The organism is Nostoc sp. DedQUE04, from assembly GCF_034530995.1.
In the GTDB taxonomy this organism is placed as follows: Bacteria; Cyanobacteriota; Cyanobacteriia; order Cyanobacteriales; family Nostocaceae; genus Nostoc.
In genome coordinates this window covers 142737-156254 of record NZ_JAVRCA010000008.1, presented here as the reverse complement: position 1 = coordinate 156254, position 13518 = coordinate 142737, and the positions used below count along the sequence as shown (strand labels likewise).

Sequence of the window (13518 nt, the reverse complement as noted above, 5' to 3'; positions counted from 1 at the left end):
TTAATTTCGTCTGCTATTTCCTGGGTTCTCAGGCTGAGGTTTTTGATACTTACCTGGATACTTGCGCTGAAAGTATTCCTCCATAATTTGTAAGATCATCGGCGCGGCAATACCACCACCACCACCACCGGAATGTTCAGCAAATGCTACGATCGCAACTTCTGGCTGTTCAGCAGGTGCATACGCTCCAAACCAAGCGTGATTTTGCTTAACACGGCCTTTCCACGCTTCAGCAGTGCCACTCTTACCAGCCACTGCGGGAACTGTTGGCTGCTTCAAAGCTTTACCCGTACCTTCAGCTACTACTTTCCGTAGTCCCTGACGGAGAACACTTATAGTTGTCGGCTTCATATTTAAAGATGCTCGCCAGCTTTTTGCTTCTTCATTGTCTTTAAGCAAATGCGGCTGGACTCGATAGCCACCATTAGCGGGCACAGCAAACATGATGGCAACTTGTAAAGGTGTCGTTTGTAAAGCACCTTGACCAATTGACATATTAATGCTGTCGCCTACAGTCCAAGGTATCTTCCAAGTTTTCTGCTTCCAAGCTTCATCTGGTACTAAACCTTTTGCCTCTTCGTTGCCAAACTCAAAGCCCGTTCTTTGACCAAATCCATACTTGCGAGTCCATTCAATTAAAGTTGGGCCGCCAACTCCCCGACCAATTTGATAGAAGAAGGTATCACTACTCCACTGTAATGCTCCGACAAAACCCAATGGCCCGAATCCGGCGTGATTCCATTCGCCAAATCGGGTGCCGCCAAAACTCAAAGAACCGTAGGTTTGCAGGACTGTGCTAGGAGAAAATTTACCAGATTCTAGACCGGCTGTGGTGGTAACAATTTTGAAGGTGCTAGCGGGTGGAAAGGCGCTGAGGGCGCGATTCACCAAGGGATGATCGGCACCTTGGACAAATTCCCAATCTTTTTGGGTGAGTTTCTGCTTCGAGAAAATATTTGGATCAAAGGTGGGGTGAGATACCATTGCTAAAACGGCACCGTTCTTGGGATCAAGAGCAACGATCGCACCGTCGCGATCGCCTAAAGCTTTTTCTGCTGTCTTTTGCATATTTAAATCTACAGTCAAGTGCAAATCGTTACCAGCTTTCGCCTGTTTCTCTCCCAAAACCCGGAGCGGGCGACCTGCACCATCCACTTCTACCTGCTGACCGCCCCATTCACCCCGCAGACTTTTCTCATAAGCTTTTTCAACTCCCATTTGACCAATCACATCACCCAATCTATAACCTTCCTGCTTCTTTTCTTTTAACTGCTCGGCGGTCAGTTCTCGCGTATAACCTAATACATGAGCTAATTCCTTGCCGTGAGGATAATAGCGAACGGCCTCTGTAGAGATTTCTACGTCTTGAAGTTCGGCTTGATACTCCTTCAATGCTGTGATTTGCGCCTCGTTCAAGTCACGAGCGACCCGAATCAGTGAAGAAGAGTTAGCACCTGCTTCTTCTAATTTCTTTTCCATCTCTTCTTGGGTAACTTCGAGAATTTGAGATAGACGTGCCCCTACAACTGACCATGCTGGCTTGGTATGTGCCATCGGCCACAAATATACAGAGCGAGGATAACGAGTACTGGCTAAAAGTTTGCCATTGCGGTCAAAGATATTGCCCCGTTCTGGTTGTTTGGGGATCATCCGAATTCGATTTGACTCGGCTCGTTTTCGGTGGCTTGCTCCTTCAGTAATTTGCAAATATGCCAAACGAACACTGATACCAGTCATCATCAGTAGAGTAAATATAATTAAAAATACCGGCTGGAAACTCTTTCCAACTGTACGTGTATTTTTTTGTCCGCCAAGTGGAGATGGATTCAATAAACTCATAAGACAAAGAGAATTTCAAAATTAAGATTATTTTTAAACAATTCTGTTTTAGGTTTTAATTTTACACACTAGTCTCCAGTACCATGTCCTGAATTATGAGTTTTAGCTTCTGATGGGTCAGGCTGAGGTTTGTGATACTTACCTGGATATTTGTGCTGAAAATAAGCTTCTAGTACTTGTAAAACCATCGGCCCGCAAATAGTACCGCCATGTTCGCCAGTATTTTCCCCAAAGGCTACAACCACAATTTCTGGCTTATTACTGGGCGCATAAGCACCAAACCATGTATGATTTGGGCGACCAACACCAGCTTCAGCTGTGCCACTCTTCCCAGACGCTGGGGCAATTGTCGGCACGTCTAAGCGCTTACCAGTGCCTTCACTCACCACCTTTCGCAGTCCGTCGCGGAGAACTTTAATAGTTGTCGGCTTCATATTTAAGGATTCTCGCCAACTTTTTGCTTCTTCGTTATCTTTAAGCAAATGCGGTTGAACTCGATACCCACCGTTAGCAGGGACAGAAAACATAATCGCCGATTGCAGAGGTGTGACTTGCAAAGCGCCTTGACCAATTGACATATTAATGGTGTCGCCAACAGTCCAAGGCATTTTGAAAACTTTCCGCTTCCATGTTTCATCTGGAACCAAGCCTACTGATTCTTCATCACGAAATTCAATACCAGTTCTTTGACCAAACCCGTATTTACGGCTCCATTTGATTAGAGTTGGGCCGCCAACTTTTCTGCCAACTTGATAGAAGAAAGTATCGCTACTCATAGCGATCGCTCTGGGAAATCCTAATGGCCCGAATCCGGCGTGGTTCCACTCACCAAATGTCACCCCACCCACGGTAAGAGAACCAAAGGTTTGTAGTATTGAGTCAGGAGAAAATTCACCTGATTCGAGTCCAGCTGTCGTAGTCACAACTTTAAAAGTACTGGCGGGTGGAAAGGCGCTCAGAGCGCGATTGACCAAGGGATGATCTTTACCTTGGACACTTTCCCAATCTTTTTGAGAAAGTTTTTGTTTGGAAAAGATATTTGGGTCAAAGGTGGGGTAAGATACCAACGCTAAAACAGCACCATTATTTGGATCGAGTGCTGCGATCGCACCTCGGTGATTTCCCAAAGCTTTTTCGGCTGCCTTTTGCACATCCAAATCTATGGTTAGGTGCAAATCATTACCAGCTTTTGCCTGTTTCTCTCCGATAACCCGGATTGGTCTACCCGCACCATCCACTTCTACCTGCTGACCGCCCCATTCGCCCCGTAGAGCTTTCTCATAAGCCTTTTCTACACCCATCTGACCGATGACATCTCCCAGCCGATAGCCTAACTCTTTCTTGCCCTTTAACTGGTCGGCGGTCAACTCTCGTGTATAACCTAGTACGTGCGCTAATTCTTTGCCGTGGGGATAATAACGTACAGAATCTGTATTAATTTCCACTTCTGGGAGTTCATTTTTATACTCCTTTAATGCCGTAATTTCTGCTTCATTTAAATCGCGAGCAACCCGGATGAGTGAAGAAGAATTAGCACCTGCTTGTTCTAATTTCTTTTCCATTTCATCTTGGGGAATGTTAAGAATTTGCGCTAGACGCGGGCCGACTACAGACCAGGAAGGCTTAGTATGCGCCATCGGCCACAAATATACAGAGCTAGGATAGCGAGTGCTAGCTAAAAGTTTGCCATTCCGGTCAAAAATATTGCCCCGTTCTGGTTGTTTGGGAATCATCCGAATTCGGTTTGCTTCGGCTCGTTCCCGGAGTTTTGGCCCATCAACTATTTGCAAGTAAGCCAAACGAGCCTCAATCCCACTGGTCATTAATAGGGTAAATACGATTAAAAATATTGATTGGACACCACGTCCAACTGTACGTGTATCTTTTTTGCTGCCAAGTGATGGGAATAAGGACATAAGTATTAATTCAAAATTCAAAATTCAAAATTCAAAATGAATAAATGCAATTCTAGCCAGCCTTTTAGCAATTGCTAATATGCAATTTTAAGACTTGTTAACTTAATTACAGATTATTTAAATTAGAATTCTAGTATATAAGTTTACCATTAGCTTATTTTTTTTACTGAGTACGAAAGAATCGAGCGAGTATATTCTTGAACAATTGTTTTTGGCGGATACAATAAACCAAAGTGTCAAATATAGTCTGCCCAAAAGACTAGAGCAATTGACAAAATCACTTAAGATCGCGGCATTCTACTGAGGATTATGGCTCAAATCGTCATGCAAAATCAGAGGGGGATAACAACTTTTCAGCCACTTGATGTTGAACTGCGTAACGTCTTCAAGTTTTTTAACCAAGAACCAGCAGTAAATGGCATTGATTTGGATGTCAGACAAGGAGAATTTTTTAGTATTTTAGGCCCCTCCGGTTGTGGTAAAACAACAACACTGCGCTTAATTGCTGGGTTTGAAATTGCTGACGCTGGTAAGGTGTTTATTCAGGGTCAGTCCATGACTAATGTGCCCCCTTACCGCCGACCCGTCAATACTGTATTTCAAAGTTACGCTTTATTTAACCACCTGAATGTCTGGAATAACATCGCTTTTGGACTGCGGCTAAAAAAAATACCCAAATCGAAAATTGAAGCTAGAGTCCAAGAAGCTTTAAAACTGGTGAAAATGGAAAGTTTGCGATCGCGCTTTCCCAATCAACTTTCTGGTGGTCAACAGCAGCGAGTCGCTTTAGCAAGGGCCCTAGTCAACCGTCCCACCGTGGTACTACTAGATGAACCTTTAGGGGCGTTAGATTTCAAACTACGTAAAGAAATGCAGGTTGAGTTATCAAATTTACACAAAGACTTGGGGTTAACCTTTGTGATGGTGACACACGACCAAGAAGAAGCATTGTCTTTGAGCGATCGCATTGCCGTAATGAATCAAGGCAAAATTGAACAAATTGGCACTCCCAGCCAAATTTACGAACGTCCCTGTACATCCTTTGTTGCTGATTTTATTGGTGATACTAATTTATTCAGTGGTGAAATCGTCGCGGTAGACTCCTCTAATATTAAAATCTCCACAAAAATGGGACTCTCAATTGTTATTAGCCGCGCTGAGGATACACCAACTGAATTATCACAAGCTGTAGTAGTGAGTGTGCGTCCAGAAAAAATACAGCTTTCGCTTTATCCACCTAATTTGCCAGTTAACTGCTTTGAAGGACGGCTGGTTAACGTTATGTATTTGGGCACACACGTTAATTATGTTATGGAATTAACAAATGGCATTAGGATTAATGTGTTGCAACCTAATACTTTGGGCACTTTACCAGACCGCGACACACTTATTTACGCCTGGTGGGCAGAAACTGATTGTTTAGCTATTAGTCAATAGTTAGTGGTCATAGAAAGCGGTGGCAAGTCAGTCAACCTTATGGAAAAGGAGTACAACCGCCCCACAAGGGATATAACCTTACAGTTGCAAAAAAACCTTAATGCTGAATTGGAATTGTAATTACAAACTCCGTTCCTGCTGCTGGTGATGAATGACATTCCAGTTTGCCACCATGTGTTTCTGTAATGATTTGATAACTGATAGACATTCCCATACCTGTGCCCTTACCCACAGGCTTGGTGGTGAAAAACGGATTAAAAACTTGTTTTTGAATCTGTTCTGACATACCTATTCCATTATCAGCGATCGCAATTCTTACCCAACTGGAATCTATCACTGATGTCCGAATGGCGATCGTGGGAGTTAACAACCCAGATGTGAAATTGTCTATTCTTAATTGTGCATTCTCAATTGTCCATTCTTCTAAAGCATCAATAGCATTCGCTAATATATTCATAAATACCTGATTGAGCTGTCGGCCATAGCATTCCACTAAAGGTAATGTGCCGTAGTCTTTGATGACTTGAATGGCTGGAAGCTTTGTTGTTTCTTGGAAGCGATGTTGCAATACCATTAGAGTACTATCGATGCTTTCATGAATATCCACTGCTTTAAACTCGGCTTCATCTATGCGTGAGAAGGTTCGTAACGACAGCACAATCTGACGGATGCGCTGAGTACCAACTTTCATCGAACTCAATATTCTTGGTACATCTTTTTGGATGTACTCTAGGTCAATTTCCTCACACAAAGCCTGAAATTCCGACTTATTACCAGATTGCTGCTGATGGTGAATTATTCGCAACAGGTCTTGAGTATATTCCTCTATATAGGTGAGATTACCGTGAATAAAATTAACGGGGTTGTTGATTTCGTGGGCAACTCCAGCCACAAGTTGACCCAAACTAGACATTTTTTCTGCTTGAATCATTTGTGCTTGAGTTTGTCTGAGTTCTTGAAGAGTTTGTGCTAAATTTTCTGTTTGTTGTCGCAGTTGGTCTTCCATCTGTTTGCGTTCACTGATATCCCTGGCGACACAAACAACGGTGTTTTCAGTCATTCTGGCAATATTCGCCTCAAACCAAACCTCTTGCTCGCCTATAGGCAAGCTATATTCTACCTTCACAGTTTTTTGAGTTAAGAGTGCTTGTTGAATAGAGTTGAGAAAAGAATCTGCACAAGCAGAGGGTAAAACCTCATATATTTTTGTGCCCAGCAGTTCCGCAGGAGGTTGGTAGAGTAAGGGCGCACCACTAGGAGCGATTTTGAGGTATCTTCCTTCGGCATCCAAGACAAGAATCACATCCTGCATAGCGTTGAACAAAGCGAGCAATTCTGCTTGCGAGGCTTTGATTAATTCTTCAGCTTGTTTGCGACTGCTGATATCGCTAATAGCGCCATGAAGACCAATAATTTCACCATCTGAATCGAAAATTGGCGAAGCCACTGACCTCATCCAGCACCAATTTCCATCCTTTTTTTGGTGGCGAAATTCTATTGCGATTCGCTGCCCCTTGGTTTCCACCATTTCTTGAATTTTTCTCTGGGCTAGAGGGAAATCATCAGGATGAAGCAGGGGGGCAAAGGGTTGATCGAGTAGGTCTGAAGGTTCCCATCCTAAAACATTTTTATATTGTGGTGAGACATAAGTAAAAAGACCTTCCACTGACATAGAAAAAATCAGGTCGCTGATATTTTCCACGAGTTGGCGATACTTAGCCTCACTCTCAGCCAAAGCAGTTGCCGCTGCTTGATGATGCCGTCCGCTAATTTTATTTGCTGATTCTACAAAGGTAGAATTATCTGCCAATTTCGACTGTAATTCTATCAGTTGTAAATCCTGTGGGACTTCATCAGTAACTAATTCCCAAATTTGATGTTGTTCGGCTAACAGTGTAGTTGAAGAAAGGTTTTGCAATGCTTCTAGCTGTTGCAGTAATTGGGTATTTTGCTGACGTAAAAGCAATATCTCTTCATTTATTTTTTCAGTACACATATTCAACTCCGATTTAGTTTACTTAGAGCCAGTCCTGAGTTAGGCAGGACTTATACCAATTGAAAATTCAAAATTCAAAATTAAGAAATTGAAAATTAGCATAGGTTTTATGGTTTGCATCTGTATCATATTTTTTGTAAATTGATATTCCGTAAAAATTGCTAAAAGCTTAATTTATCCAACTGCCTTTTCTTCCAGAGGCTTCTGCTAAGGTAAAGCGTCTCAGAAGATGCCTTTTATGCATGAACGCTACGCGATCGCCTGCAAGTAGGGTGACAGAATCTTCTTAGCTAAAGTTGGTCTACTCAGTACTGTTTATTGCCGCATTGGAATTGCAATTATAAACTCTGTACCTTTTCCTGGGAAGGAGTTACAGTGTATTGAACCCCCGTGTTTTTCCACAACAATTTGACGGGCGATCGCTAATCCTAAACCCGTTCCTTTTCCCACAGATTTCGTTGTAAACAAATGGTCAAATATCTTTTGTTTGACTGTTTCATTCATGCCATTAGCATTATCAGCAATCGTTATTGTAACCCGATCGTCTTGCAATGAGGTTTTAATTGTAATCTTGTTAGGATTTTCTTTAATTTCTGCAAAATTTCGCCCATTATTCGACTCATCTAAGGCATCAATGGCATTAGCGAGGATATTCATAAACACCTGGTTTAATTGTCCAGGAAAACATTCAACTTCAGGCAAATTGCCATAATCGGTTATTACTTCAATTGCTGGACGTTGATCGTTGGCTTTGAGGCGATGTTTGAGAATTAAAATTGTACTTTCAATCCCTTCATGAATTTTAAATGCCACTTTGTAATCTTTATCAGCGCGGGAGAAAGTTCTTAAACTAGTACTGATATTTTTCAGGCGCTCGCACGCCATCACCATTGAATCTATTACTTTTGGTAAATCTTCTAAACTATAATCTAAGTCAATTTCTTCTGCATGGTCAATAATTTCAGCACCCGGATTAGGTAAACTTTCTTGATAAAGTTTCAAATGTTGCACAACATCGGCAATAGTGGGTTTAGTTTGTTTGAGACTTGCAGCAATAAAGCCCAAAGGATTATTCATTTCATGGGCTACACCAGCAACTAAATTACCCAGTGCAGACATTTTCTCATTTTGAACAATTTGTAATTGCGCTTGTTGTAAATCTTCTAAAGCTGTTCCGAGTGCTTGAGATTTTTCTGTAACTGCTGATTCAGCTTGTTTGCGATCGCTAATATTAATCGTTGTCCCAACTACGCGATAAACTTTGCCCGTCTCATCTTTTAAAGGGCTGAGTGTGGTTAAAAACCAAATTTTCTGGTCATTAAATGTTAAACATTCTTCATAGGTGATCGGCGTTCCAATTTGGAAACAATGCAGATATTTTTGCTCGATTGCTGCAACTTCATCAGGAGCCATTAATTCTTGCGGAGTTTTACCCAGCACTTGGGAAGCAGGTATACCAACCGCTAATTCGCACGATTTACTCCATCCTGTATACTCAAACCTACCATTATCACGGATATCAGTCACAAAAATAAGACAGCCAACACCTTCATAAATACTATTGAGGAACTTTTCTCGCTCTTGGAGATGATTATATAACTGGGCATTCTCCAAAGAAATTGCGGCTTGAGTGCAGAGGAAATTTACAATAGAAAGGCGATCGCTAGTAAATACGCCTTGAGTCAGTTGATTTTCTAGGTAAAGAATCCCTACTAAACGCCCTTGATTAAGAATCGGGGTACATAATACACTCTGGGGTTGTGTTCGCTGCATATATTCCCCAATCAACCCAATAATATCTGTTTTGCAATTGTCTATAACAACTGTTTGTTGGGTATTTTTGACGTAATTGATAATTTTTGCAGGAATCTCTTGACAATTAGCGAGTGATTGTGGCTCCAGAATGGTTTGTATTTGGTCATGATTGATAAAGGTAATTGCCCTAACTTGCCAATTATCACCAGATACTTTCTTCAATAAGGGTTCTCCCCGCACGGCAGTGTCCTCATCTTGGGGAAGAATTAGTACAACTTTCTTCGCGCCAGAGTTTTCTAGGATAATCTGGGTCAAGCTGGCAATGAGTCGATCTAATTCCAGAGAACCGGAGATAGCTTGAGCGGCTTTAAGAACAGAGGTAAAATCTAGTGTCTGGGAAATACTAGTGCTGCCAGTGGTAGAAGTGCGAGTAGATGAGGAAGTGCCGCGAAAGCTAATAGTTTCTAAGGTATTGAAGTTGATTCGTTGCTGTTGCAGAATCGATTGGAGTAGTTGGGGATAGCGTTTTTCTAAGTCTTCTATTTTGGCTTTTGCACCCCAACGAGCGTAGCAGTAGTATGCTTCTTGCATATATGCTTGGGCAACTCTTTCTTTACCCCAATCGAGATAAAATTTTGCTGCTAGTTCGTTGCCAAGTGCTTCTTCGTTAATGTATTCGTTTTCTTTGGCGAAGGAGATGGCGCGATCGTAATGTTCAAGTGCTTCTGCTTTATTGCCCAACACTCGTTGTTTTTCAGCCTCAACTAAATGCCATTTATGTAGATGATTCATGGGAGCATTTTGCGCCCATTGCTGCAAAGTGGTTTGATGGGTTTCTACCAAAGCGAGAAATTCGGCTTGCTTTGGCTCTGGCTGTGCCAGCAAGAGCGCCAAATGCGTCAGGGCTGCATAGAAATGAAAAATGGGAATAAAAATCATGCCTGATACTGCCATCAAATACTGTTTGGCTTGGGCGTTATGGTTTAGGGCAGCCGTGTAGTTACCAAAAAAGTAGGCAAGTATCAGTTTGTAAATATAAGCAATAGCGATCGCTGAGAGATCCTTGTCTTGATGGTGCTTAGGAAGCATTGCTGTTTCATTGTAGGCAGTGCCAATTAAGCAATCCGACAGAATACGGGCTTCCCTCAAGTTCTCCACAGTCTGCTGCATCATATCCAAATAAGTCAGGGCAGAATGTTGTTTTACCTGCACTAAGACAGCCCTGTAACCTGCTATTTCGGGTTCCCAAATGTCCAGTTCTACCCCAGCAAAAAGTTTGGCAATGAAGTAATTGAGCGAGTTGTAGCCAGCGTTGAGAAAATCACCAGTTTCCATACCAGTCGCATAGCCATCTTTCATCGTCAGCATCGTTGCCCTGAGAGATTCCTGATGATGTTGAATCCAGGCCGCAAACAGAAGTAGAATCTTACACTTGAATTCTCCGACATTAAATCGGTCAAGCAAATTCATTGCTAATCGCCCAAAGCTATAGCCTGTTTTCACTTCTGACAAAAAGGCACACAACACCATACCGTGAATCATATACCCCACCGTTGATGCAGGTGCATTCCCAAACTGGAGTGATAAACTCACCATCGTTGCGCTCAGTATGGGCAGTAATCCGGGCATTGCCTGTAGAATCGGTGAAAATAATATTCCTAAGAGTTGCATAGCTGCCTGAGTTTGGCGGTCGCTCATGATAGGTAGATCGACTAATTCTTCAATCCCTCTGCCGCTTTGAAGGCTGGCTACAGTCTGTAGCACTTTGCCAATTTTGGCTTCGTCTGGTGCAGTGGGGAGTTCAATCCCCAATTGAAAGAGTGCATCTCTGCCAACTGCGATCGCTTCTAATATTCTGGTCTGGGCTGTCTGGGCAGCAATTTGAATTTCGTAAATTTTAACTTTGTCTAAAATCGTCTGGGCTGATTTCAACACCTGTACTGCGATCTGTTCCATGCCATCAAAGTCAGCATTCAAGTAGGCGGCTTCGGTGGCGGCAACGTAGAGACTCAAAGTCAATTCATATTGTTCTTGCCAGCAATTCGCTGTAAGTAGCTCAATTCCAGTTTGTAAATAGGCTCTAGCAGCAGCGTAAGCGGTAGAATTTTTGGCTTTATCTCCTGCTGCTAAGTTAAGCCGAGCCAAGGCTTCTCGTTCGCTTAATTGAGTGATTAACTCTTGCCCTAAATTCAAATGTCCAACAATATCAAACAGTTTTTCTTCTTGTTCTATTTGAGAGGAATTTTGGAGAAGTAATTGACCAATTTTGAGATGAGTTGCTTGTTTTTGACGATCGGGAATTAGAGAATAGGCAGCTTGTTGTACTCTGTCATGTAAAAATCTATAATAAGCTGTCCTTTGTCCTTTGTCCTTTGTCATTCGTTCGCTCTTTTCTAATGACGACTGACCACTCGCCCTGAGCGGAGCCGTACCCCTACGGGGAAGCAAGCTACGCGTAGCGTCTCGTAGAGAAGGGACGACCAATGACGAATCTTGATAAAACTTATAAACATCACTAATCGGTAAAATCAACCCTTCTTGTAAAGCTTTCCATAAACTAGCAGCCGTTTCAATTTCTGATTCTTGCGAAACAATTGCCAAAGTTGCTAAATCAAATTGGTTGCCAATACAAGCAGCTAACTGCAACACTTTTTGAGTTGATTTAGGCAGTTTTTGTAATTGAAATATCATGAAATTCACAACATCATCTGTAACTGCTTGCTGATTTATTTGGGTGATATCACATTGCCAATATCCTGATTCAAAGTTAAATTCAATTAATCCATCTTGGTGTAATGCCTTGAGAAACTGGATGGCAAAAAACGGATTACCTTGAGTTTTCTGAAATACCAATTGAGAAACAGGTAATGCCGAATCTTTTGTACATTTCAGTGTGTCAGCGACTAATTGATTTACTTGCAATTGACTCAGAGGCGCTAAAGTAATCGTATTAATTGTGGCTGCTGTTTTTTGGATATCATTCAAAGTCAAAATTAATGGATGTGCTGAATTGATTTCGTTATCACGATAAGCACCAATTAAGAAAAGATGTTTGGTATCAGCCATTAATAACTGTATTAACATCAACGATGCTGAATCTGCCCATTGTAAATCATCTAAAAACATCACCAATGGATGTTTTTCACTGGTAAAGACTTGGGTAAATTTCTGAAATAATAAATTAAACCGATTCTGGGCGGCAGTTCCTGATAATTCTGTAGCAGGTGGTTGCTGACCAATAATTCTTTCTAATTCCGGGATAACTTCAATAATTACCTGTCCATTATCACCCACAGCCGCTAAAATATTGGTTTTAAATTGCTGAATTTGAGCATCGCTTTCGGTTAATAATTGCCCGATTAAATCGCGGAAGGCTTGCACAAAAGCACTAAAGGGAATATTTCGTTGAAATTGGTCATATTTCCCTTTGATAAAATAACCGCGTTTTTTGACGATTGGTTTATGAACTTCGTTAACTACAACGGTTTTCCCAATACCCGAAAAACCAGCCACCAGCATCATTTCTGTCGCACCTGTACTAACGCGTTCAAATGCTTGCAGGAGAGTTTCTACTTCTGTTTCTCGTCCATAAAGTTTATCAGGGATAATAAAGCGATCGCACAGATCCCGTTGAGCAATTGGAAAACTTTTAATTTCACCAGTTTCTTGGAGTTGAGATAAACAAGTTTCTAAATCAAATTTCAGTCCTAATGCACTCTGATAGCGATCCTCAGCATTTTTTGCCATTAATTTCATGACAATATCTGACAACACTTGCGGAATCTCTTCATTTTTAACTTCTTGAAGGGATGGTGGAAGTTTTGCTAGATGACAATGTACCAACTCCATCGGATCGTTTGAATGGAACGGTAACTCACCTGTCAGTAGTTCATAAAAAGTGACACCTAAAGAATAGAAATCAGTCCGGTAGTCAATCCCCCGATTCATTCTTCCTGTTTGTTCGGGAGAAATATAACCAAGTGTCCCTTCCAAGACATTGGGATTCATCAGTGTTTGAGTTTCCCGTGGTAGTAGGGATGCAATACTAAAGTCAATTAATTTAACTTGTTTGGTGTCTGGATTAATTAAAACATTGGCGGGTTTGATATCTTTATGAATAATCCGGCCGCGATACAATATATCTAAGGTGTTGCACAGTGCGATCGCTATTTCTAAAAACTCCATCAAAGATTCTAAGTTTCTCCCCACTCCCCAATCCTTGAGAGAAATCCCCCCAAAATCTTCCATTACCAACGCATAACCATTTTGATACGGTTCTAGGCTATAAGTTTGAACGATCAGAGGTGAGTTGAGATTTTTCGCTATGGTGTACTGATTGCGAAACGACAAAAGTTCGCCAAAACTCGGATAAGGATTTTTCAGCAGTTTGATCGTTACGGGTAATGAGTCAGTCTCTCGATACCCTCGATAAACGATGGTTCTAGAACCATTGTAGAGTTCTTCGCTAACCTTATAGCCGGGAATATTGACTCTCGTACTAACCATACTGCTAAATCTTTAAGACTCCAGATATAGTGTTCCCAGATATCAAGCGAACCCGTCGCTCCCCGACTT

The 13518-nt window shown here is 41.7% G+C and carries 5 protein-coding genes; 1 reads left to right on the top strand and 4 read right to left on the bottom strand.

The annotated features are described in order from the left end of the window. Together mrdA (RM049_RS08045) and mrdA (RM049_RS08040) are read right to left on the bottom strand one after the other, a co-directional pair. Window positions 1–1839, bottom strand: a complete 1839-nt coding sequence (gene mrdA, locus RM049_RS08045; RefSeq protein WP_322703808.1) for a penicillin-binding protein 2 — start codon at window positions 1837–1839, stop codon at window positions 1–3. Window positions 1840–1907: 68 nt separating this feature from the next. Then, window positions 1908–3755, bottom strand: a complete 1848-nt coding sequence (gene mrdA, locus RM049_RS08040; RefSeq protein WP_322703807.1) for a penicillin-binding protein 2 — start codon at window positions 3753–3755, stop codon at window positions 1908–1910. Between the two features lie 309 nt (window positions 3756–4064). On the opposite strand from mrdA (RM049_RS08040), the gene RM049_RS08035 reads away from it, so the two are divergent. Further along, complete coding sequence (locus RM049_RS08035) at window positions 4065–5192, top strand: ABC transporter ATP-binding protein (protein ID WP_322703806.1); 1128 nt, start codon at window positions 4065–4067, stop codon at window positions 5190–5192. 97 nt (window positions 5193–5289) lie between these two features. On the opposite strand, the gene RM049_RS08030 is transcribed toward RM049_RS08035, so the two are convergent. Both RM049_RS08030 and RM049_RS08025 read right to left on the bottom strand, forming a co-directional pair. Beyond that, window positions 5290–7188 (bottom strand): PAS domain S-box protein, encoded by a 1899-nt coding sequence (locus RM049_RS08030; protein ID WP_322703805.1) that lies wholly within the window; start codon window positions 7186–7188, stop codon window positions 5290–5292. Between the two features lie 315 nt (window positions 7189–7503). After that, the gene (locus RM049_RS08025; RefSeq protein WP_322703804.1) at window positions 7504–13449 is read right to left on the bottom strand and encodes an AAA family ATPase; all 5946 of its coding nucleotides are present in this window, start codon (window positions 13447–13449) and stop codon (window positions 7504–7506) included. Window positions 13450–13518 lie beyond the last annotated feature (69 nt).

Excerpts from the sequence above, each read along its gene's own strand:
- mrdA (WP_322703808.1), bottom strand. The coding sequence starts at position 1,839 with ATGAGTTTATTGAATCCATCTCCACTTGGCGGACAAAAAAATACACGT.
- RM049_RS08035 (WP_322703806.1), top strand. The coding sequence starts at position 4,065 with ATGGCTCAAATCGTCATGCAAAATCAGAGGGGGATAACAACTTTTCAG.
- RM049_RS08030 (WP_322703805.1), bottom strand. The coding sequence starts at position 7,188 with ATGTGTACTGAAAAAATAAATGAAGAGATATTGCTTTTACGTCAGCAA.
- mrdA (WP_322703807.1), bottom strand. The coding sequence starts at position 3,755 with ATGTCCTTATTCCCATCACTTGGCAGCAAAAAAGATACACGTACAGTT.
- RM049_RS08025 (WP_322703804.1), bottom strand. The coding sequence starts at position 13,449 with ATGGTTAGTACGAGAGTCAATATTCCCGGCTATAAGGTTAGCGAAGAA.